This window comes from Chryseobacterium sp. IT-36CA2, from assembly GCF_949767875.1.
Taxonomy (GTDB): domain Bacteria; phylum Bacteroidota; class Bacteroidia; order Flavobacteriales; family Weeksellaceae; genus Chryseobacterium.
Window position 1 is genome coordinate 402463 of sequence record NZ_CATKPG010000023.1, and the last position, 21784, is coordinate 424246.

Annotated in this window: 22 protein-coding genes; 14 read left to right on the forward strand and 8 right to left on the reverse strand. The window is 36.4% G+C overall.

The features are described 5' to 3' along the window. Positions 1 to 8: 8 nt before the first annotated feature. From ACM6F9_RS18755 to ACM6F9_RS18765, 3 genes are all read left to right on the forward strand, one after another. On the forward strand, positions 9 to 116 hold the full coding sequence (locus ACM6F9_RS18755; RefSeq protein ID WP_414847104.1) for a shikimate kinase: 108 nt from the start codon (positions 9 to 11) through the stop codon (positions 114 to 116). A 126-nt stretch (positions 117 to 242) separates the two neighbouring features. Beyond that, positions 243 to 566 (forward strand): hypothetical protein, encoded by a 324-nt coding sequence (locus ACM6F9_RS18760; RefSeq protein WP_414847105.1) that lies wholly within the window; start codon positions 243 to 245, stop codon positions 564 to 566. 84 nt (positions 567 to 650) lie between these two features. Then, positions 651 to 1169 carry a HEAT repeat domain-containing protein gene (locus ACM6F9_RS18765; protein WP_414847106.1) on the forward strand — a complete coding sequence of 173 codons (519 nt, stop codon included), beginning with the start codon at positions 651 to 653 and terminating at the stop codon, positions 1167 to 1169. A 202-nt stretch (positions 1170 to 1371) separates the two neighbouring features. Here ACM6F9_RS18765 and ACM6F9_RS18770 read toward each other — a convergent pair whose 3' ends face one another. After that, positions 1372 to 2961, reverse strand: coding sequence for an ABC-F family ATP-binding cassette domain-containing protein (locus tag ACM6F9_RS18770; RefSeq protein WP_414847107.1), 1590 nt, complete (start codon positions 2959 to 2961; stop codon positions 1372 to 1374). Positions 2962 to 3357: 396 nt separating this feature from the next. On the opposite strand from ACM6F9_RS18770, the gene ACM6F9_RS18775 reads away from it, so the two are divergent. The 5 genes from ACM6F9_RS18775 (at position 3358) to ACM6F9_RS18795 (ending at position 7978) form a co-directional block, all read left to right on the forward strand. Then, positions 3358 to 3912, forward strand: coding sequence for a phosphoribosyltransferase (locus ACM6F9_RS18775; RefSeq protein ID WP_105704321.1), 555 nt, complete (start codon positions 3358 to 3360; stop codon positions 3910 to 3912). Positions 3913 to 4066: 154 nt separating this feature from the next. Then, on the forward strand, positions 4067 to 4645 hold the full coding sequence (locus ACM6F9_RS18780; RefSeq protein WP_047374143.1) for an adenylate kinase: 579 nt from the start codon (positions 4067 to 4069) through the stop codon (positions 4643 to 4645). Positions 4646 to 4706: 61 nt separating this feature from the next. Next, entirely contained in the window at positions 4707 to 5690 is a 984-nt protein-coding gene (gene obgE / locus ACM6F9_RS18785; RefSeq protein WP_105704320.1) for a GTPase ObgE, read from the forward strand. 297 nt (positions 5691 to 5987) lie between these two features. Further along, positions 5988 to 6479, forward strand: coding sequence for a DUF6438 domain-containing protein (locus tag ACM6F9_RS18790; protein ID WP_414847108.1), 492 nt, complete (start codon positions 5988 to 5990; stop codon positions 6477 to 6479). A 194-nt stretch (positions 6480 to 6673) separates the two neighbouring features. Continuing rightward, complete coding sequence (locus tag ACM6F9_RS18795) at positions 6674 to 7978, forward strand: DEAD/DEAH box helicase (RefSeq protein WP_414847109.1); 1305 nt, start codon at positions 6674 to 6676, stop codon at positions 7976 to 7978. Positions 7979 to 8040: 62 nt separating this feature from the next. Here ACM6F9_RS18795 and ACM6F9_RS18800 read toward each other — a convergent pair whose 3' ends face one another. From ACM6F9_RS18800 to ACM6F9_RS18830, 7 genes are all read right to left on the reverse strand, one after another. Then, on the reverse strand, positions 8041 to 8802 hold the full coding sequence (locus ACM6F9_RS18800; RefSeq protein WP_414847110.1) for a TatD family hydrolase: 762 nt from the start codon (positions 8800 to 8802) through the stop codon (positions 8041 to 8043). Between the two features lie 5 nt (positions 8803 to 8807). Further along, positions 8808 to 9329 carry a DUF4269 domain-containing protein gene (locus tag ACM6F9_RS18805; protein ID WP_414847111.1) on the reverse strand — a complete coding sequence of 174 codons (522 nt, stop codon included), beginning with the start codon at positions 9327 to 9329 and terminating at the stop codon, positions 8808 to 8810. Next, positions 9330 to 10280 carry a GSCFA domain-containing protein gene (locus ACM6F9_RS18810; protein ID WP_414847112.1) on the reverse strand — a complete coding sequence of 317 codons (951 nt, stop codon included), beginning with the start codon at positions 10278 to 10280 and terminating at the stop codon, positions 9330 to 9332. It lies immediately after the preceding gene. A gap of 73 nt (positions 10281 to 10353) precedes the next feature. Further along, complete coding sequence (locus tag ACM6F9_RS18815; protein ID WP_047374128.1) at positions 10354 to 11325, reverse strand: polyprenyl synthetase family protein; 972 nt, start codon at positions 11323 to 11325, stop codon at positions 10354 to 10356. Positions 11326 to 11426: 101 nt separating this feature from the next. Further along, entirely contained in the window at positions 11427 to 12569 is a 1143-nt protein-coding gene (locus tag ACM6F9_RS18820) for an inorganic phosphate transporter (protein ID WP_414847113.1), read from the reverse strand. Between the two features lie 13 nt (positions 12570 to 12582). Further along, the gene (locus tag ACM6F9_RS18825) at positions 12583 to 13221 is read right to left on the reverse strand and encodes a DUF47 domain-containing protein (protein WP_027374906.1); all 639 of its coding nucleotides are present in this window, start codon (positions 13219 to 13221) and stop codon (positions 12583 to 12585) included. A gap of 151 nt (positions 13222 to 13372) precedes the next feature. Then, positions 13373 to 15076 carry a DEAD/DEAH box helicase gene (locus tag ACM6F9_RS18830; protein WP_414847114.1) on the reverse strand — a complete coding sequence of 568 codons (1704 nt, stop codon included), beginning with the start codon at positions 15074 to 15076 and terminating at the stop codon, positions 13373 to 13375. A gap of 227 nt (positions 15077 to 15303) precedes the next feature. Here ACM6F9_RS18830 and ACM6F9_RS18835 point away from each other — a divergent pair, with 227 nt between their 5' ends. The 6 genes from ACM6F9_RS18835 (at position 15304) to ACM6F9_RS18860 (ending at position 21778) form a co-directional block, all read left to right on the forward strand. After that, positions 15304 to 16614 carry a TolC family protein gene (locus tag ACM6F9_RS18835; RefSeq protein ID WP_414847115.1) on the forward strand — a complete coding sequence of 437 codons (1311 nt, stop codon included), beginning with the start codon at positions 15304 to 15306 and terminating at the stop codon, positions 16612 to 16614. 3 nt (positions 16615 to 16617) lie between these two features. Next, positions 16618 to 17886 (forward strand): efflux RND transporter periplasmic adaptor subunit, encoded by a 1269-nt coding sequence (locus tag ACM6F9_RS18840; protein ID WP_414847116.1) that lies wholly within the window; start codon positions 16618 to 16620, stop codon positions 17884 to 17886. A gap of 67 nt (positions 17887 to 17953) precedes the next feature. Further along, the gene (locus tag ACM6F9_RS18845; protein ID WP_414847117.1) at positions 17954 to 18703 is read left to right on the forward strand and encodes an ABC transporter ATP-binding protein; all 750 of its coding nucleotides are present in this window, start codon (positions 17954 to 17956) and stop codon (positions 18701 to 18703) included. A 22-nt stretch (positions 18704 to 18725) separates the two neighbouring features. Continuing rightward, complete coding sequence (locus ACM6F9_RS18850) at positions 18726 to 19955, forward strand: ABC transporter permease (protein ID WP_414847118.1); 1230 nt, start codon at positions 18726 to 18728, stop codon at positions 19953 to 19955. Between the two features lie 101 nt (positions 19956 to 20056). Continuing rightward, entirely contained in the window at positions 20057 to 20722 is a 666-nt protein-coding gene (locus ACM6F9_RS18855; RefSeq protein WP_414847119.1) for a DUF2461 domain-containing protein, read from the forward strand. 261 nt (positions 20723 to 20983) lie between these two features. After that, on the forward strand, positions 20984 to 21778 hold the full coding sequence (locus tag ACM6F9_RS18860; RefSeq protein WP_414847120.1) for an FkbM family methyltransferase: 795 nt from the start codon (positions 20984 to 20986) through the stop codon (positions 21776 to 21778). Positions 21779 to 21784 lie beyond the last annotated feature (6 nt).

Consider the following 21784-nt stretch of genomic DNA (forward strand, 5'->3'; position numbering starts at 1 on the left):
TAAAAATCATGAGAATACATATTTTCGGAGCTTCCGGTTCCGGGGTTACCACTTTAGGAAAAGCACTGTCTGAAAAACTTAATATTGAGTACCTCGACAGTGATGATTTTTTCTGACTTACAACCCAAAATCCCTTTACAGAAAGACAAAATCCTGACATCAGAAATGCGCGTATTTCAGAACAGCTTCATGCTACTAAAAACTGGATTTTTGGAGGTTCGGTTATTCATTGGGGTGAAAATGTGTTTCCGACATTTGACCTGATTATATTTCTCTATCTGCCTTCTGAACTTAGAATGGAAAGATTGAGAAAAAGGGAATATGAAAGATATGGTGACGAAATTATCACCAATCCGGAAAGAGCCAAAAAGTTTCAGGAGTTTATGGATTGGGCTAAAGATTATGACCATAATACAGGCATTGCCAACAGAACTTTAAAAGCCCACCTTGAATGGCTATGTGATATAGACACCCCTCTGATTGAGCTTTCGGGTAATTATGAGCTATCTCAAAAGATGGACATCATTTTGGATAGAATAAAACAGGCAAATCTGCAGATTCAATAGAGATTGCTTCGCTTTGCTCGCAATGATTAGTACTTTCAAAAGGAATTACTATTTTAGAACACTGAAAAAACAAAATCAATCACTGTGACTATAGAAGAACTTATAAAAGACAAGGCTGTAAAATCAAAGGAAAAGGTAGACATCATCAGTAAATGGATTATTGACAAATCCTTACCTACCGATGAGCTGATTGCTTTCGCTGAAAAATCAAAAGATCCTGTAAAAGCAACCTGCATTGAAGCCCTGGAATATACTACAAAACAGAATCCCAGTCTTGCAGATGAAACCGTATTTTCATTTGTTATCCAAACCCTTACTGAAAAAGCACCCAGAATAAAATGGGAAAGCGCCAAAGTAATAGGCAATACAGCTCATTTATTCACTGAAAATCTGGATCAGGCTATTACCAACCTTCTTGGCAATACAGATCATGAAGGAACTGTAGTACGATGGAGTGCAGCATTTGCATTGGGTGAAATTTTAAAATTGAAAACCAGTCATAATTCTTCTCTGTTTCCTACTGTTGAAGACATTTGTGAGAAGGAAGAGAAAAACAGTATCAAAAAGATTTATCTGGATGCAATTAAGAAAACGAAAAAATAATGTTTTTTAATTCATAGAAAATAAAAACCTGGAAATTGATTTCCAGGTTTTTTTATGATAAGTTTTGGCTAAAGCCAATGGAACTGTTTTGATATTGAAGGCGGGCTAAAGCCCACCCCTATTGAATACACCCACATTATACATTCGCAGAAACCTCATCATATTTAGATTTCTACTGAATAACAAAGTATGAATATCGTTCTTAATCCAACAAAACCTCACTGCTCACCCCAATCTCGTTCAGGAAAACTTCATCATGGGAAATAACTAAAAGAGTTCCCTGATAATCTTTGATAGAATTGGTGAGAATTTCTACATTCTGAAGATCTAAGTTATTAGTTGGTTCATCGAGAATGATTATATCCGGAGCTTTATTGCTGACGGAAAGTCCGCAGAGAAGTAAGCGCAAACGTTCACCACCACTCAGCATACCACATTTCTTGTCCCATGTATCTTTTCCAAACAGAAATCTGGATAGTAATGTTTTCACTTCGGATTCCTGTAATGCACTGTCATTGAAGGTCTGTACAAAATCATAAAGCGTTGATTCATGATCAATCAAAGAATATTCCTGATCAATATAGATACTGTTGAATTCTGCCCTGTTTATTTCTCCTTCTGAAGATTCAATATTTCCCAGCAGAAGCTTTATCAACGTAGTTTTTCCGGAACCATTTGACCCCTTAATACAAATTCTATCTCCGCTCCGCAACTCAAGATTAAGATTTTCTTTCCAGAGACTTCCCTTTCCATAATTGAAGTTAATATTCTCTGCAGCAACAAGAATTTTCCCTGAATGCAGATTGGAATCATTAAAATTGACTTTCATCTGATCAGAATTCTTTAAAGAGGAACGCAAATCTCTTAAATCGTCTGAAATTCCACTGATTTTCTCAGCGTGTACACTTTTCAGTTTTGAAGTATTTTTCTCAGCATTATTCCGAAGGGTATTCATCATAATTCTCGCTACACCGGATTTTTCCTGCTTTCCTTTTCCTCTTGAATCCAGCTTTTGCTTTCTTTCCAGTGTTTCCCTTTCCTTTTCTTTTGCTTTTTTCAGGGTACGTTCTTTTGAATGAATGTCATTCTGTAAGGCTTCCTCTTCCACTTCCTTCTGTGCTGCATAGAAATCGTAATTTCCACCATAGGCTGCAATTCCCTGATTACTTAACTCGAATATTGTATCCACAAGATTGAGCAAAGCACGGTCATGACTTACGATAACCACTGTTGCATTTGTTTTATCAATAAGATCATACAGCAGCTTCCTTCCATCAAGATCCAGATGATTGGTAGGTTCATCCAGGATGATAATATCAGGCTGGTTAATCTGAATTCCGGCAAGAAAAACTTTAGTCTTTTGACCGCCGCTCAAGCCTTCCAGTTTTTGGGTTAATTCAAAATTCTCGAGTCCCCAATGTTCCAGCGCTTGCTGGCATCGCTCTTCAATATCCCAGTCGTCATTAAGCGTTTCAAAATAAATTTCATCCACCTCTCCATTCGTTATTTTTTGAAGAGAAAGTAGTTTCTTATCTATTTCCAGACATTCTGCGATGGTAAGGTGATTATAATTTCCGAACATTTGAGGCACATAAAAAATATCATCATGGATCGTAATATTGCCGTTGAGAGGCTGTATTTCGCCAGCGATCATTTTCAGCAGGGTAGATTTTCCCATGCCGTTGCATCCCACCAAAGCAGATTTGATGGAAGGCTGTATTGTTAAATTGATATAATTAAATAGAAGATTTCCTCCCGGAAACCCAAAGGATATATTTTGCAGTAAAATCATGATTTCTTTCTTAATAATAGTTGAACACCAGCAACATCTTTGTTACCGTTTTATTGAATCTGAAAGAAATTATATTCTACATATCTGTATTGTTGGGTTTTGAAGGAACAAAGATACTCATTTTTCGGAATATTCATTTTTCATCAATGATCAAGACATTTATCATCCTTTTCTTCAGTCCCATTTCAAACACCTGTTTATTTTTAATCATTTTCGGAATTCTATTTTGAGGCTATATCATTCTATCTGGTAAAGAGCCTCTACTTATTATTATTTAAACAGGCTTCATCATCCTATTCAATTCTACCGCTACAAAACCAATAAACTTTCAAACTGATAAAAACAGGAAAGTATTTTAATCAAAAATCCGTAACTTTGCCAACTACTAAAAATTTTATGGAAAGCATTAAAGTTCACGACAAAACTTTCGTTCCTTATTTAAAGGATGCCGAAATTCAGGAAATTGTAAAAGAGACAGCGTTAAGAATTTATGAAGATTACAAGGATGAGGTTCCTGTTTTCATTGGTGTATTAAATGGAGTGGTGATGTTCTTCTCAGATCTTTTAAAATATTACCCGGGGGAATGCGAAATTGCCTTCATTCAAATGAGTTCTTATGTAGGGACAGAATCTACAGGGATTGTTTATCAGAAAATGGAGCTTACTAAAGAAGTGAAAGACCGTCACATTATTCTTGTAGAAGATATTGTAGATACAGGAAATACTGTTGAAAGTCTTTTCAAATATTTTAAAGAAACACAACGTCCTAAATCTGTAAAACTGGCAAGTTTCTTATTGAAACCTGAGATTTACAAGAAAGATTTTAAACTGGATTACATTGGAAAAGAAATTCCAAACAAATTTGTACTTGGATACGGACTGGATTATGATGAATTAGGAAGAAACCTACCGAATTTATACCAGTTGGAAGACGGACAAATCAACCATTAAACGCTGTTGGCTATTAGCTGATAGCTTTTAGCTTAAAAATTATATAAAGAAATAAATTTAATAATAACTTAAAAAAGCTGAAAGCAAAAAAGCAAGCCGCCAAAAGCCACGAGCCAGAAGCAAAAATGCCCATTGCTGGAAGCGTATCAACATTATGATAAACATTGTTCTGTTCGGCCCTCCAGGAAGTGGAAAAGGAACACAAGCTCAGAATCTAATCGAGAAATTCAATTTAAAACAGGTTTCAACAGGTGATCTTTTCAGATACAATATGAAAAATGACACTGAACTTGGAAAACTGGCTAAGTCATACATCGATAAGGGAGAATTGGTTCCGGATCAGGTAACAACAGATATGCTGATCGATGAGATCAAAAAACCTACTGATACCAACGGTTTTATTTTTGACGGATATCCAAGAACAACTGCTCAGACAGAAGCTTTGGAAACGATCGTTAAAGAAGTATTGAATGACGATATTGATATCTGTCTTTCATTGGTAGTAGAGGACAAAATTTTGGTTGAAAGACTTCTGAAAAGAGGAGAAACCAGCGGAAGATCAGACGACAGCAATGTAGAGATCATCGAAAACAGAATTAAAGAATATTATACTAAAACAGCAGAAGTTGCCGAGCTTTATAAGCAGCAGGGTAAATATGTAGAGGTAAACGGTGTTGGAGAAATTGATGAGATTTCCCAAAAACTTTTCGCTGAGGTAGAGAAAATTAAATAATCGGGATATGGGCACGGGATAAAATTTCGTCCCGTAGCCTGTAACTTGCAACACAAACTATATGTCTAACTTTGTAGATTACGTAAAGATCCATTGTAAAAGCGGACACGGAGGTGCTGGTTCTGCCCACCTTCGCCGTGAAAAGTATATTCCTAAAGGCGGTCCTGACGGAGGTGACGGAGGTCGTGGCGGACACGTCATTATGAGAGGAAATGCTAACGAATGGACTTTGCTTCCCCTTCGATACACCCGTCACATAAAAGCAGAACGAGGTGAAAACGGAGCGAAAAACCAGCTGACCGGAGCTGACGGTTCTGATATTTATATCGATGTTCCTATTGGGACTATCGCTAAAAATGAAGATGGTGAAATTATCGGAGAAATCCTTGAAGACAAACAGGAAATCATTTTGATGCAGGGAGGAAAAGGTGGAAAAGGAAACGAACATTTCAAATCCTCTACTAACCAGACTCCAAGATATGCACAACCCGGAATGGATGGTGAGGAAGGCTATGTGGTCTTCGAACTTAAAATTTTGGCGGATGTAGGACTTGTTGGGTTTCCAAATGCTGGAAAATCTACACTTTTAGCGTCTGTTTCCGCGGCAAAACCAAAAATTGCCAATTACGCTTTTACCACTTTGACTCCTAACCTTGGAATCGTGGATTACAGAAATTACAAATCTTTCGTAATGGCTGATATTCCTGGGATTATTGAAGGAGCCGCAGAAGGAAAAGGCTTAGGACACAGATTCCTTAGACATATTGAAAGAAACTCTATCCTTTTATTTTTAATTCCTGCTGATTCTGAAAATCATTTCCAGGAGTTTAAAATTCTTGAGAATGAATTAAAAGAATACAATCCTGAATTGTTGGATAAAGATTTCATTGTTTCCGTTTCAAAATCTGATCTTTTGGATGATGAACTGAAAAAGGAAATCGCAGCAGAATTTCCGGAAAACAAACAGCCTCTGTTCTTCTCAGGTGTTACCGGAGAGGGCCTTATGGAACTGAAAGATGCTATCTGGAAACAATTGCATGGATAGAAAACATTGATTCATCAGTTTTATTTTAGAAATAGAACTGCATCATAAAAAACAGCCTTAGATTTTTTCTGAGGCTGTTTTTCTTTATACAATTCTCCTATTTTTCTACATAATATTTAAACGCTTAAGATTTAAGAGATAAAGCTTACCTTAATACTCTTAAACTCTTATTAAATCTTAATGGTTCAAAAAATAAAGGTTTAAATAGGTTTGCCATTTTATATTTAACATAAAAACAAAGAAAGGTTTTATCTTTTGGAACAATTATTGGGAGACTCTCCGAAATTGAAAAAAACTATGAAATATTTGCTAGCCATTTGTGCATTTGTATTTTTAACTTCCTGTACAACTTCTCAAAAGGTAAATTCAAAATATACTAAAATTGAGTATGAAGCGACTCCGTGTTTTGGATTCTGCCCTGTATTTAAAATGACAATCAATCCGGACAGAACAGCCGTTTTTGAAGCAGAGCACTTTAATTTTAATGATAAACCTTCTAAAGATGAGTTTTCAAAGCCTCGTGAAGGAACTTTCAAAGGAACGATTAAAGAAGAGGATTATAATAAACTGATCAGTTTGCTTGATGGGTTAAATGTAAAAAGCTTACATGATAAATATGGAGAACATAATATCACGGATCTTCCTACCTCTTATCTAAGAATAAAATTAGCTGACGGAACTTCAAAAAATGTGGAAGACTACGGAAAACATGGAAGCGAAAAGCTTTCTGAAGTGTATCAGTTTTTTGAGAATTTAAGAAAGAATCAACAGTGGACTAAAGTGAAATAGCTGTTAATTAGCTTTTCATTCGAATAAATTTTTACAATAAAAGATGGCTGCTCATATTTGGACAGCTATTTATTTTTGGTGACAAACATACCTGAAAAAGAGATAAAAAATTCTTAATTTTTTTTAAACTACCTTTGCAAAATGTAATTCTTTCAGACCGAAGGAATTTTTATTTAAATTTTAAAATAATTCATTTGAATTTTACAGACTTAAACTTAATAGAACCTATTGCAAAAGCAATCCAGGAGCAGGGATACACGACTCCTACTCCTATCCAGGAAAGATCTATTCCTGATATTCTGGAAGGCAGAGACTTTTTAGGTTGTGCGCAGACAGGAACTGGGAAAACAGCAGCTTTTTCCATCCCTATTCTACAGAATTTATCCAAAAATAAAATTCCCAATAAACATATAAAAGCATTAATCCTTACTCCAACCAGAGAGCTGGCTATCCAGATTGAGGAAAACATTAATGCATACGGTAAATATCTTCCATTAAAACAACTTGTTATTTTCGGAGGGGTAAAACAAGGAAACCAAGAGGCTGCTTTGAGAAAAGGAGTTGATATTCTGGTAGCAACACCTGGAAGACTTCTGGACTTTATTGCTCAGGGAATCATCAGCCTGAAAAACCTTGAGATTTTTGTTCTTGATGAAGCAGACAGAATGCTGGATATGGGTTTTGTGCATGATGTAAAAAGAATCATTAAACTTTTACCTCAGAGAAGACAGACTTTATTTTTCTCAGCAACAATGCCGACTGAGATTCAGAAGCTGGCTAATTCTATCCTTAATAATCCTGTAAAAGTAGAGGTAACTCCTGTTTCTTCTACCGCAGATACCATCAAACAATCTGTCTATTTTGTAGAAAAAGATAACAAGCTGAATTTGCTTTCTCATATTCTTCAGAATGATATTTCAGATTCTGTATTGGTTTTTGCAAGAACAAAACATGGTGCGGATAAAATTTCCAGAAAACTTCAGAAGGATAGTATCTCTGCTGAGGCCATTCATGGTAATAAGTCTCAGAATGCAAGACAAAATGCTCTGAATAACTTTAAATCCGGGAAAACAAGAGTTCTTGTAGCTACTGATATTGCAGCCAGAGGAATTGACATTGATGAATTGAAATTTGTGATCAATTTTGAGCTTTCCGATGTTTCTGAAACGTATGTACACAGAATTGGAAGAACAGGAAGAGCGGGAGCTGAAGGTAATTCTATCTCTTTTGTAGATGGACTTGATCTTTTGAACTTAAAGAATACAGAAAAGCTTATTGGGAAGAAAATCCCGGTAATCAAAGACCATCCGTTCCATACTGATGATCTTGTTGCCCAGAAAAGGGATTCTAATAACAAACCTTTTAATGCAGGTGGTGAGAAGCCTAAAACTGGCAACAGTAATAATTCAAGGCCAAATAACAACCGTAAAAAGCCTTCTGCAGGAGCTTCGGTAGGATTTAAAAAGCCTAAAAATAAGAACTTCACAAGAAAGAAATAAAAAACAAACCCCTTTTCAAAATTTGGAAAGGGGTTTTTATTTATTTTAAAATTAAAGTTTTATTACCTAAAAAGATTCTTTGCATTTTCTGTTGTAATGCGGTCTATCTCAGAAAAATCTTTTCCGTAGATATTCACAAGCTTTCCGCCTACCAGATCAAGATACGAGCTTTCATTTCTTTTTCCTCTGTGGGGAACCGGAGCTAAATAAGGAGAATCTGTTTCCAGAACAATTTTATCCAAAGGAATTTCGTTCAGAAACTGATCTATTTTCCCATTTTTAAAGGTTACTACTCCACCGATTCCTAAAATAAAATTAAGGTCGATAGCATGCTGTGCCTGTTCCAGATTTCCTGAAAAACAATGGAAAATTCCTCTTAGTTTCGGATGTTTTTTTCTTTCCAGCACCTCGAATGTCTCATCAAAGCTTTCTCTTGTATGAATTACAATGGGAAGGTCTTTTTCTATCGCCCAGTCAATCTGTTGTTCAAAAGCTTTCACCTGAATATCAAGTGTCGTTTTATCCCAATATAGGTCTATTCCGATCTCCCCTATTGCAGGAAAGTGTCTTTGATCAAGGTAATTTTTTACAATTTCAAGCTCTTTTTCCCAGGATTCTGGTTTTACATAACAAGGATGCAGCCCCATCATTGAAAAAATCTGTCCCGGATATTCTGTTTCCAGCTGCAGCATTTTCTCATGAGATTCTGAATCAATGGCAGGAAGATAAAATTCAGTAATTCCTTTATCTAAAGCTCTCTGAATAGCTTCTTTTCTGTCTTCATCAAATTCTTCTGCGTACAGATGTGTATGTGTATCAATCATTTTATTTAAAATTTCAATAGATCTTCATAGGGATTTTCAAGTCCCAGCAACATTCCGAAAGCGGGTTCTGTCTTTATTCCCTGTTTTTTAAGTTCTATTATTTCCTGTTTAAATTTTTCTCCTTTTTCCTGTAATATTTTGTATTCGGCAACCATATGAAGGTATGCATTCTGCTGTGTTGTAGGTTTATTCTGTCCGAAAATCTCGATGGGAAAACCTTCAAGCATAAAATTTAATGTAATACATTTCTCTCCGTTTACAATGGGATACTCTGCTTCTACATCGTGAGAAATGAGCTGACAAAATAGTAAATCATCCAGAAAGTCTTGTTCATATTTTAAATCCACTTCGAAAATAATATCCAGATCGCTTCCTTTGATGTCAATTTCTATAGGAACAGTTCCTGCTAAAATGGGAGAATAGTCCTTCATTTTCTCAAAAACGTGATACTTTGTCAAAATTTCGTAGGCCTTTTTCTGCCTTTCATTTCCATCCTTCAGATAATCAATCCCGGTAAAATCGAACATTTAAAATATTTTATGTTTTACTTTTTTTCGCTGCATTTCAATTTTTTGATCCAGTTTTTCTCTAAATTCTATAAATTTCGGATCTTTCTTATCACTGGTCTTATGTTCCAGAGCTTTAACGATCTTAAAATTTTCTTTGATAAAATTCTGGGTCTCTTCTGAAAAATAAGATTTTCCAAACTTCTCAAAAATATAATTAACCGCCTGCGTGCTAGGATGAATCATATCTTCTTTGTAAAAACGGTAATCCCGAAGATCATCCATTAATATCTCATAAACAGGCAGATAATGACAGTCTTCAAACATGGAGATAGATTCATGAATAGCTGTGATCAGTTTGGATTTGCTTAACTGATTTTCCACCATCCCATCTTTTGTGTGTCTAACAGGTGAAACGGTAAACAGGATTTGTACTCCTTCTTTACAAATATCTTTAAGATCCAGAATAGTCTGATAAATTGAGCTCGTTAATTCCTGATGGGAAAGCAATCTTTTTTCAAAAAATTTCTGCGGAATTTTATGACAGTTGGCCACCAACTTTTTCTTGGGAAGGAATTCATAGATAAATGAAGATCCGTAAGTAATAATGATCCAGTCAGCTTCCTGAAGAAAGGCATTTCCGGCTTCAATAGCTCCATTAATCTTATCTAAGGTCTGGTGAATATATCGGGTATCAAAACTTGTGTGGTGATCCAGAGAAATATATTCTTCGTTGTAAGTGATCAACTCCTCTTCCTCATAAAATGCAGAATCATGCAATCTGTTTATCGCATGATTGATGGAAAAAGGGTTAAAAATAGTTCCAAAAGGATTATTAAGGGTCTGAAGTTGTCCGTCTTGCAGTAAATCCGTCATCTCAGAAGCAAAACATGAACCTATTGAAAATATTTTATCTTCAATTTCAATCTTCTTTTCTGATGCAGGAATATCAACTTCTGTTCTGAATTTCATTGTATAGGGGTTAGGTTGCAGGAAATAGGTTGCAGGTAAATTGCTGCCTGCCACCTACCCTCTGCTACCTATATTAACTTTCTCTTCTCAACAAATAATTTGCCAGTTCGATAAAAGGTTTTTTCTTTTCTTCCGGAACGTCTATTTTCTGAAGATAGCTTTGTCCAATTTCATTATGTTTTTCAATCAAACGTAATGCTTTTTCATCCACTTTTGTTCTTCTGAAAATCTTTTCTACGCCGTATACTTTGTCAACATTTTCAGTCTTCTTAGAATACCAGTAATCCAGCTCTTTTCTTTCTTCATCTGTTGCATGTTCTCTTGCTAACAGATACAGAACGGTTTTCTTGTTTTCGTAAATATCTCCGGCATGCTTTTTTCCAAACTGCGCCTGATCTCCGAAAACATCAAGATAATCATCCATAATCTGGAATGCAATTCCAATATGTTTTCCGAAATTGAAAATAGCTTTTGCATCTTTAAAATCAGCTCTTGCAATCAAAGCCCCGATTTCAAAAGAGGAAGCACTTAAAACTCCGGTTTTATAAGTAATCATTCTGATATAATCATCAAAAGTAACGTCCTTCTGAGTTTCAAAATTGATATCATACTGCTGTCCTTCACAAAGCAAAAGCCCTGTATGAGTAAATATTCTGATACATGCTTTGAAGATTTCGGGTTCAAGATCTTCAAAAAACTTATAGGCCTTCAGCATCAGTCCATCTCCGGAAAGAATACCTACGTTTAGACCGTGTAAAGTATGAATCGTAGGTTTGTTTCTTCTCAATGGAGCTTCATCCATAATATCATCATGGATCAGCGTAAAATTATGGAAAAACTCGATAGCCAATGCCGGTTTGATTGCCTGCTTAAGATCCCCCCCGAACATCTCACATGCCATAAGTACCATGATAGGACGAAGACGTTTTCCACCATGGGAAATAATATAATTCATCGGGTCATACAGCTCCGAAGGTTTATCTTTAAAAGTATATTTAGTGATGGCATCTGCAACAATCTGCTGGTATCTGTCTAAAAATTCCATAAAATCTTATAATTTGAACAAAAATACGATTTTTCAAGGCTTTATAAAACAAAAAACTTTGCCCAAACGGACAAAGTTTATATAATTATATGATTTGTTTTTTAGAAAACGAAGGTTACCAGAAGATAGGTAATTGCTGCTACTATTGCAGAGATTGGAATGGTTAGAACCCAAGCCCAAAGTAAGCTTACCGTGATCCCCCATCTTACCGCTGAAATTCTTTTCGTTAATCCTACCCCGATAATAGAACCTGTAATGGTATGTGTAGTAGATACAGGAATACCAAAGTGGTCTGTGATGAATAACGTAATAGCTCCTGCTGTTTCTGCACTTACTCCTTCTAATGAAGTTACTTTCGTAATTTTGGTTCCCATTGTTTTGATGATCTTCCAACCACCACTCATGGTACCTAAACCAATGGCAAGGAAAGAAACCAAAGGAACCCAGATATAATGCTGTGCAAAATAATCAAAACGTTCTGCAGAAGGAATATTCAGATACTGTACATCCTGAAGCATATTAACGTGATAATAAATTACTGCTGCACCAATGATCCCCATTACTTTCTGTGCATCATTCAAACCATGCCCTAAACTGAATAAGGCTGAAGATGCCAGCTGTAATCTTTTGAAAGACTGGTCTGCTTTATGAGGATTTGATTTTTTATAAAGGTGTACAATAATCAGTGTAATGATGATCGAAATAATCATCCCTATGATCGGTGCCATGAAAATGAACAGGAAGATAGGAATTACTTTATCAAACTTTACTACACCCTGATGTGTTACCTGACTGAAAGCTTCTTTAATGGTTTCCCACATCCCAAGCTCTGGCTGTGCTGCAGCTACAGCATTATAATCCATCATGAAAGCATGCATAAGAGCTGCTCCTAAGAAACCTCCGATCAGCGTATGTGAAGATGATGAAGGGATCCCGAACCACCATGTCAAAAGGTTCCAGGCAATAGCAGCAATAAGGCCGGAAAATATAACTTCAAGAGTAATAAAATTCTCATTAACTGTTTTGGCAATTGTATTACCAATTTTGAATTCTCCAATGATGTAAGCAGCAATAAAGAAAGCTGCAAAGTTCCAAAGCGCCGCCCAAAGTACAGCCTGGAATGGAGTTAAAACTTTTGTAGAAACTATAGTTGCAATTGAGTTGGCTGCATCATGGAAACCATTGATATAATCGAAGATCAGGGCCAGCGCAATAATAACTACAAGTAAAATAGGAAATTCCATTTTTTGCTATGTATTAGGCGTATTTAATCATGATGTTCTCAATTGTATTGGCAACGTCTTCTGCTTTGTCCGTTACAATTTCAAGGTAGTTCAATACAGATGAAACTTTAATAATGTTAATAGCATCATTGGTTTCAAATAATTCTACCATTGAATTGGAAAGCAAATCGTCAGCAATATTTTCAATAGAGTTCACCTTAATACAAGCTTCTTTCACCTGTTCCATATTTTTGAACCCCTTAAGGTTTTTCATGGCATTCTGAATTTCAAGACATGCTTTGTGGATTAATAAAGAGAAGTCTGAATAAGCCTTCATCTCAGGTGATTTGTACAGGAAAATATATTTTGTGGAAGCGTAGATATAATCAGCGATATCATCCAATCCTGTTGCCAATGTGTGGATATCCTCACGGTCAAAAGGTGTAATGAAGTTTTTTCCTAATTCTACGAAAATTTCGTGAGTAAGTTCATCATTCTTGTGTTCGAAGTCGCTCATTTTCTTCAACATTGAATCGTCATTAAGATCGAAATCCTTGATTCCTGTGTTGAATTCTTCTGACATTGCAACTAGATTTTCAGTTACTTTCTCGAAAAGTACAAAGAAGATTTTATCTTTTGGTTGAAAAGCGTGGAAAATATTACCAATTCCCATTATTTAGTATTTATAATTCGAGTGCAAATTTCCTAAAAAAGGATCGCACGTGAAACTATATGACATTAAGTTTTGTTAACATTAGCTTAACTACTGATTATCAAATAAAAAAACCGGCATTAATGCCGGTTTTGTATGGTATAAGAAGAGATTAGTTAGCTACTTCAGCCCTCATATCTTTTCCTTTAAATTTCATTGATTGAATACTGCTTAAGACATTGTCTTTAAAAGATTTTTCAACTTCGAAGAAAGAGAATTTCTCTAGAATTTCAATATCACCAATTTCAGCTCTTTTCTTGCTTTTTCCGCCAGCAGTTGCTTTATTGATAATATCCAAAACATCAAGCTTCTTCAATTGGTCTTTTTTTCCAAGATTAAAGAAGAATCTTACCATGTTTTCATCTTTTCTTCTTGGTTTTCCTCCACGATCTCTGTCTCTTCCACGATCTCCTCTGTCTCTGTCACGTCCGCGGTCTCTGCTATCTCTATCACGTCCACGATCTCTTCTGGAGTAATCATCATCTCTATTGCTCAGTTTCATGTCAGTAAGATCATGCTTATCTTTATAATAAAGAGCAAGGTCTTTCAATTGGAACTGAAGCAACTGATGTACCAATTCTTCTTTGGTAAATTTGCTTAGATCAGGAATTAAGCTATCATCAAACTCGAAAAGATCTTCGTGCTCCGTCAATAATTTTTCGAATACACCTCCTACCTGAGCTTTGATAATATCTTCACCTGTAGGAATGAATTTTTCGTTAATTTCAATTTTTGTTGTAGATTTAATCTGCTTCAGCTTTCTGCTTTCTTCAGGCTTAATCAAAGCCATAGAAATACCATCTTTTCCAGCTCTACCTGTTCTTCCACTTCTGTGAACAAATACTTCAGGATCATCTGGTAAAGAGAAGTGAATAACGTGAGTCAGAGAGTTTACATCCAATCCTCTTGCTGCAACGTCTGTTGCTACAAGAATATCAATATTTTTCAATCTGAACTTCTTCATTACCGTATCTCTCTGCGCCTGAGAAAGATCACCGTGAAGAGCATCAGCAGCATATCCGTTCTGCATCAGGAAATCAGCAACTTCCTGAGTTTCCATTCTCGTTCTACAGAAGATAATAGAATACTGATTAGGATTTGCATCGATTAATCTCTTCAACGCCTCTTTTTTCTGGCGGTACCCAACTACATAGTATTCGTGAGCAATGTTCTTCTTCACTTCGTTGATAGAACCTACTGAAATACGGTGTGGCTTTGTAAGGTAATTTTTGGAAATTCTTTCCACTTCTTTATTCATCGTTGCAGAGAATAAGAAAGTTTGTTTAGTTTCCGGTGTTTCGCTTAGAATGGTTTCTAATTCATCTTTGAATCCCATTGAAAGCATTTCATCAGCTTCGTCTAATACTAACCAATGAATAGCAGAAAAATCTAATGCTTTTCTGTTGATAAGATCAATTACTCTACCTGGAGTTCCCACAATAATCTGTGGTTTATCCTTCAAAGATCTCATCTGCTCTACAATACTACTTCCACCATAAACCGCAGTAGTTTTGATGTCTTTCATGTACTTAGAGTAATTCTTTATGTCCTTCGAAATCTGAAGACATAATTCCCGTGTCGGACAAAGCACCAATAATTGGATTTTGCGACTCGTATCGTCAATCATATCCAAAATCGGAAGCGAAAACGCTGCTGTTTTGCCTGTCCCTGTCTGCGCAAGTGCGATCAAGTCGCGAATATCTGAAAGAATAAAAGGGATAGTCTGTTTTTGGATTTCTGTTGGGCTTTCGTAGCCCAGTTCGCCAATTGCCTTAAGGATATCAGGACTTAAATTGGTTTCCGTAAATAAATTCATTAACTATTTTAAAATTTCTGCAAAGATACAATAAATATTTGATTTGTTTTTGAATAAATTTTTAAATATCCAAACTTAAATTCACAATCCTTTAATATTTTTTTAATTTTTGGAAAATTAAATCCAAAAAAACGGACCTTAGGTTAAAAAGTTGTTAAACATTGTTTTTTTTTATTAAATTGGATTGATTTTTTCTGTGTTATTTATGAATTTTCAAAAATAAAGCCATGAAAAGCAAATTTTTCTTTTTGATATTCTCATGCATCGTCGTTGAAATATTTGCCCAAACTCCGAATTATCCGTCTGTTTGGACTCTGGAAAATTGTATCGAATATGCAAAAGAGAATAATATTTCTATTAATTCTCTCCGGCTTTCAAAAAATTCTGCCCAACAGGATCTTCTTCAAGCAAAAGATGCAAAATACCCCAACTTAAGTGGAACCGTTTCACAAGGTCTTTTTGCACTTAATGGCAATGACGGGCTTCATATGACCGGCGCACAATCTCAAAGTATAGGAGCCAATTCCTCCATGACGCTTTATCATGCCAACTATATTAAAAATAATGAGGCTTCAAAGAATCTTCTCGTACAGATGGCCGATCTGTCTGTACAGGAATCCGAAAACAATATCACGCTGAATATCACCCAGGCTTATCTGAATATTCTGATGAATCAGGAAAATATCATTTCCCTTGAAAATGTTTTGAAAACAACCCAAACTCAATTAAAACAGGGAGATCAGCTATACAAAGCGGGAAGCCTTTCCAAATTAAACTATCTTCAGATTCAGTCGCAGGTTGCCCAGGATCAGTACAATCTGGTTGCTGCTCAGAACAATCTTCGAACCAATACGGTGAATTTAAAACAAATCCTGCAGCTTCCTACCGGTTACGATTTTCAAATTGTAAAGCCTGACAGCATTACTGTAGATGACCAGTTGAAACCTTTACAGGATGTTCAAAATCTGGCACAAAATCAACGTCCGGAAGTAAAATACAGTGAACTGAATGTAGAAAACTCCAACACAAATCTGAAAATGGCGAAAGCATCCATTCAACCCACATTAAGCGTGGTAGGAAATATCTCCACCAATTATTCCAACGGAAATGGAAATTATTTTAATCAGCTGGGAAACAATTTCTATATGCCTATCGGATTAAGCCTTGGAATTCCGATTTACAACAACAGAATCTATAAAACACAAATTGAGAAATCAAAAATTGCCATAGAACAAGCCAATCTCGATTTACAAAACACCAAAACAGTTTTGAATCAACAGGTAGAGCAGTCTTACATTAACCTTCAGAATGCGTTGTCCCAATACGATTCAGCTTCCCAGCAAATGAATATCAGCAAGCAGAGTTATGATATCGTAAATGCTCAGATGAAACTCGGAAGTATTGATTTTGTACAGCTTCAACAACAGCGATTGCTTTATATACAGTCTGTTCAGAATTATCTTCAGGCCAAATACACTGCAGTTCTCAATAAACAGATCTACGAATTTTACGCAGGTAACCCTATAAATCTAAAGTAAGTTATGAAAACAAAGAATAAAAAATGGTTGTACTGGGTTGTGGGCGGCATCATTGCAATAGGTGCAGCTTGGTTTTTCTTCATCAGAGAAAAAGAAATAAAAATCCAGCTGGAAACCGTAAAGCCTGAAATGGGAGAAATTTCAAATTCCATTACCGCTACCGGAACCATTCAGCCTGTGGATACCGTTGCAGTGGGTACCCAGGTATCAGGAATCATTAAAAATATTTATGTGGATTTCAATTCTACCGTAAAAAAAGGAGAATTGCTGGCTACTTTGGATCCGGATCTGCTTCAATACCAGTCACAGCAGATCAAAGCCAACCTACAGAATGCAAAAAGCAATCTGGCTTACAACGAAATTAATATCAACAGACAGTCGCAGCTGTACAAAGTGGGCGCTATCAGTAAAGCTGATTATGACATTGCTACGAATCAATACAATGCTGCAAAAGCACAGGTAGGTTCTGTAACAGCTCAGCTTTCCACAGCCAACAAAAACCTGTCCCTAACCAATATTTATTCTCCGATTGACGGAACGGTGCTCAACAGGAATGTAAGTGAAGGACAAACAGTGGCTTCAAGCTTCAGTACTCCTACTCTTTTCAGTATTGCTAAGGATCTTACCAAAATGCGGGTACGTGCCTCCGTAGATGAAGCAGATATCGGAAACGTAAAGGTAGGACAGAAAGCCACTTTTACCGTGGATGCTTTTCCGGATGAGACTTTTGACGGCGAAGTTTCGGAAGTTCGTCTTCATCCTACCGTTTCATCGAATGTGGTAAACTATACTACTATCATCAATGCAGATAATTCCAGTTTAAAACTGAAACCGGGAATGACGGCCAATATCACAATTTACACGCAGGTTTTAAACAATATCATGAAAATTCCTGTGGCTGCTACCAGTTTCAGACCAGACAGCCTGGTGATCAAAAAATATAAAGTAAATTCTCCGTTTGCCAATGGTAAAAAACATGAAAAAGGGCAATGGAAAAAACAAAATAAAGGCACTGAAAATAAAGATGAATCCGCAGTCTGGGTCATTGCAAAGGACAGCACCATTTCTCGCAAAAAAATAAAAACAGGAATGGATAATGACACCGAAATACAGGTTGTTTCAGGATTAAATAAAAATGATAACATCATCACAGGCTATAAAGTTCTATCGAAAAAATCGTCCGGCGGCCAAGCTAAAAGCCCATTCATGCCTCAAAGAAGAGGCGGCGGAAACAATAGAGGTAGTGGCGGCGGTGGCAGTGGGCCAAGATAACAGAGGTCTAAATATTAATCTTACAGTTTCCATCTACAAAACAACTAGCAAACCTAAAACAAATGTCATGGCAGAAAAAATTCTGGAGATCATGGATCTGAAAAGAGAATTCAAAATGGGCGAAGAAATTGTCCATGCACTGAAAGGCGTAACATTTACGGTGGAGAGAGGTGAATTTGTGACCATCATGGGAAGCAGTGGCTCAGGAAAATCTACGTTACTGAATATAATTGGCTGTCTGGATAAGCCATCTGGCGGGGATTACATTCTGGACGGAGTTAACATCAAAAACCTTGATCGTGATGAGCTTGCTGTTCTCAGAAATCAAAAAATAGGTTTCGTATTTCAGGCTTATAATCTTCTTCCCAGAACTACCGCAAAAGAAAATGTAGAATTACCTCTTCTCTACAACGCAAAAGTATCTACAGAAGAACGCCACAAAAGAGCTATACAAGCTTTAACAGCTGTAAAACTCGAAAGCAGAATTGATCACCTTCCCAACCAGATGTCCGGAGGACAACAGCAAAGAGTAGCAATTGCCAGAGCTTTAGTGAATGAACCTGTCATGATTCTCGCAGACGAAGCCACGGGAAACCTGGATACCAGAACATCTTACGAGATTATGGCTTTAATGCAGGATCTGCATAAACAGGGACGAACTATTGTCTTCGTGACCCATGAGCCAGATATCGCTACTTTCAGCAGCAGAACAGTAACCCTTCGGGATGGAAAAGTCATTAAAGATATAAAAAATGACAATATAAAATCAGCCAAAGAAGCCCTGGAAAATCTTCCTGTAAATGATGATTATAACTAGTTTCAACTAAAAATCTATTGCAATGAACCTCTCAAACCTCTTCAGAATTGCCTGGAAAGCCCTGTTACGAAACAAGCTTCGTGCATTTTTAACCATGCTCGGTATTATTATTGGGGTGGCTTCAGTGATTGCAATGACCGCTATTGGAGAAGGTTCAAAAAAAAGCATCAGCGACCAGCTTTCTTCCATGGGTTCCAATATGATCACCATACGTCCTTCAAGTAATGTGAATGTTTCCGGAGGGGCAAGAATCGGAGCTTCGGGATTACAAACGCTGAGACCTCAGGATGCAGATGCTATTTCAAAGGGAGCACCTGATGTTTCGTATGTCTCCCCTGCTGTACAAACCAATGGACAGTCTATCAACGGACCCAATAACTGGCCTACTCAACTACAAGGTGTGAATGAAGAGTATTTCAGCATCAGAGACTGGAGTATCGCAGAGGGTAATCTTTTCACCAAAAAAGATGTCACTTCGTCCAATAAAGTATGTCTTTTAGGGCAAACAGTTTATACAAATCTATTTCCAAATGGTGAAGATGCTGTAGGAAGTATCATCAGATTCAATAAAGTTCCCATGAAAGTTATCGGAATTCTGGCTCCAAAAGGCTCCAATGCATTTGGACAGGATCAGGATGATGTGATTATTGCACCATTCAATACGGTTCAGAGAAGGTTTTTAGGAATTACTTATGTTCAGACCATTTATGCCGCTTCTTCGAATGAAAACACTTCACAACAGGCTACTGATCAGGTTTCAGAAATTTTGAGAAAGCAACATAAACTACCTGTTGACGGAAGCAATGATGACTTCAGTGTGAGAACCCAGGCAGAACTTATCTCTACCATGAGCTCTACCAGCCAGCTTCTAACTGTACTTTTATCAGCTATTGCTGGTATTTCTCTTATTGTAGGAGGAATTGGAATCATGAATATCATGTACGTCTCTGTAACAGAAAGAACCAAGGAAATCGGACTGAGAATGTCTATCGGGGCCAGAGGAAAAGATATCCTTTATCAGTTTCTGATTGAAGCCGTACTGATCAGTATCACGGGTGGAATTCTTGGGGTACTTTTAGGGGTTCTGTCTTCGGAACTCGTTACTTTTTTCCTTTCGTGGCCTACGTTTATAACGGAATCTTCCATTATCATTTCATTCATCGTCTGTGCTGTCACTGGAGTATTTTTCGGATATTATCCTGCATTGAAAGCTTCAAAACTTGATCCTATTGAGGCATTGAGATATGAATAGTTTTTGTACATTTGAGTTGTGAGATTCGGGTTGCGAGGTTTCGGGATTCGGGGTTGAGATGCCTTTATAAATCTTACTTAACAACAAATACCCAACACAATATGTCTGCAAGCATTTCTTCCAATACATTCGATTTTTTAAAAAAATTAAATAAAAATAATAACCGCGACTGGTTTAATGAAAACAAAGATCTTTACACAGAATCTCAGCAAAATGTGGTTTCATTTCTGGATGAGCTGATTAAAGAAATGTCCGGTTTTGATGAAGAACTTGCGAAAATTGACAGTAAAAAAGCATTGTTCAGAATTTACAGAGATACCCGTTTTTCAAAAGATAAAGTTCCTTATAAAACCAATTTCGGAGCTTCTCTTGGAATGGGAAAAGGAAACCAGAAAGGAGGTTACTATCTTCATATGGAACCTGGAAAATCTTTTCTAGCCGGAGGAATCTACATGCCTGAATCTTCTGTTCTGAAAGAAGTACGTAAAGAAATTTCCTTGTACGGAGACGATTTTCTTAAAATTCTCAATAATAAAGATTTCAAAAAACATTTCCCTGAACTTGATCAGGATGACAAGCTGAAAAAAATCCCTCAAGGTTTTGAAAAAGAAGATCCTATGGGAGAATATCTGAAATTAAAGAACTTCATTGTGGTATATTCTCTGAAAGACGAAGAAGTGCTGGATAAAAATGCAGTGAAAAATATGACCAAAGTTTTCAAGCTGATAAAGCCTTTCAATGATTTTCTGAATACCCCTTTCCTTTAATACCTTTATTTTTAGGGTCTACTGATTTTTTCACCACAGATGATTGGAGTTATTTGGGTAGAATAATACTTTATCTACTTTTAACAGAGATGCTTGTGGTATACAGATGTCTCTGTGACAAATTCAAAATAGAGTAATATTCAGTGGGTTACAAAAACAAACTTTAAAGATTCATCCTGAAAACCAATACATTATAATTAACATTTTTTAAGAAAAGTTTTACATTTTTCCTTATCTTTGCTGTTCGCCAAAAAGCTTACGATGTCTTTATACCAAAAAATCGCAGAGAAACTACAATACATAACCCCGAATTTCTACAAAAAAAGATATTTTAAAACTTTAAATAATCTTAATAAAAACAATTTTTCGGAACGTAATGTAGAACCGGAACTGGTATGGATCAAAGAATACCTTCCGAAAAATGCTGTAATACTGGACATTGGTGCGAATGTAGGAACTTTCCTATACCAGCTGGAAAATGCATTGGATCACGAACATATTTATGGCTTCGAACCCAATAAAAAGCTATACCGACGATTGAAGAGACTGTTTCCTGCTATGCGTATCTTTCCTCTGGCACTTTCTGACGAAAACAGAATTGCTGAGTTTAAAGTACCTGTGATTAATGGAAAAACAATAGCTTCCCGAGGTACTCTAAACACTTCTTATAAGGAGAAGGGAGAAGAGAAAAGCTACACGGAACAAGTGAAGGTTATCAAGCTTGATGAATGGGCTGCACTGGAACATTTCAACAGACTTGATTTCATCAAAATAGACGTGGAAGGAAATGAAATAAAAACTCTTTCCGGAGCCCGAGAAACCATCAGACAATTCAAGCCGACTTTAATGGTCGAAATGGAACAAAGACACCACCAAACACCAATATGGAATGAAATATCCGAAGTGATAAACTGGGGATATGACGCCAAATATCTGAACAGAAACAGCTTTACGCTGGAAAACCTTACAGAAGATATTATAACACAAAATACAAACGACGAAAAAAATAAAACTCAGTACATCAACAATATTATTTTTATACCTAAAAACATTTAAAACGAC

Bases quoted from the DNA above. Each gene is read 5' to 3' on its own strand.
- ACM6F9_RS18755 (WP_414847104.1), top strand. From the start codon at position 9: ATGAGAATACATATTTTCGGAGCTTCCGGTTCCGGGGTTACCACTTTA.
- ACM6F9_RS18770 (WP_414847107.1), bottom strand. From the start codon at position 2,961: ATGATTTTACTGCAAAATATATCCTTTGGGTTTCCGGGAGGAAATCTT.
- ACM6F9_RS18775 (WP_105704321.1), top strand. From the start codon at position 3,358: ATGGAAAGCATTAAAGTTCACGACAAAACTTTCGTTCCTTATTTAAAG.
- ACM6F9_RS18780 (WP_047374143.1), top strand. From the start codon at position 4,067: ATGATAAACATTGTTCTGTTCGGCCCTCCAGGAAGTGGAAAAGGAACA.
- obgE (WP_105704320.1), top strand. From the start codon at position 4,707: ATGTCTAACTTTGTAGATTACGTAAAGATCCATTGTAAAAGCGGACAC.
- ACM6F9_RS18790 (WP_414847108.1), top strand. From the start codon at position 5,988: ATGAAATATTTGCTAGCCATTTGTGCATTTGTATTTTTAACTTCCTGT.
- ACM6F9_RS18800 (WP_414847110.1), bottom strand. From the start codon at position 8,802: ATGATTGATACACATACACATCTGTACGCAGAAGAATTTGATGAAGAC.
- ACM6F9_RS18805 (WP_414847111.1), bottom strand. From the start codon at position 9,329: ATGTTCGATTTTACCGGGATTGATTATCTGAAGGATGGAAATGAAAGG.
- ACM6F9_RS18810 (WP_414847112.1), bottom strand. From the start codon at position 10,280: ATGAAATTCAGAACAGAAGTTGATATTCCTGCATCAGAAAAGAAGATT.
- ACM6F9_RS18815 (WP_047374128.1), bottom strand. From the start codon at position 11,325: ATGGAATTTTTAGACAGATACCAGCAGATTGTTGCAGATGCCATCACT.
- ACM6F9_RS18820 (WP_414847113.1), bottom strand. From the start codon at position 12,569: ATGGAATTTCCTATTTTACTTGTAGTTATTATTGCGCTGGCCCTGATC.
- ACM6F9_RS18825 (WP_027374906.1), bottom strand. From the start codon at position 13,221: ATGGGAATTGGTAATATTTTCCACGCTTTTCAACCAAAAGATAAAATC.
- ACM6F9_RS18830 (WP_414847114.1), bottom strand. From the start codon at position 15,076: ATGAATTTATTTACGGAAACCAATTTAAGTCCTGATATCCTTAAGGCA.
- ACM6F9_RS18835 (WP_414847115.1), top strand. From the start codon at position 15,304: ATGAAAAGCAAATTTTTCTTTTTGATATTCTCATGCATCGTCGTTGAA.
- ACM6F9_RS18840 (WP_414847116.1), top strand. From the start codon at position 16,618: ATGAAAACAAAGAATAAAAAATGGTTGTACTGGGTTGTGGGCGGCATC.
- ACM6F9_RS18845 (WP_414847117.1), top strand. From the start codon at position 17,954: ATGGCAGAAAAAATTCTGGAGATCATGGATCTGAAAAGAGAATTCAAA.
- ACM6F9_RS18850 (WP_414847118.1), top strand. From the start codon at position 18,726: ATGAACCTCTCAAACCTCTTCAGAATTGCCTGGAAAGCCCTGTTACGA.
- ACM6F9_RS18855 (WP_414847119.1), top strand. From the start codon at position 20,057: ATGTCTGCAAGCATTTCTTCCAATACATTCGATTTTTTAAAAAAATTA.
- ACM6F9_RS18860 (WP_414847120.1), top strand. From the start codon at position 20,984: ATGTCTTTATACCAAAAAATCGCAGAGAAACTACAATACATAACCCCG.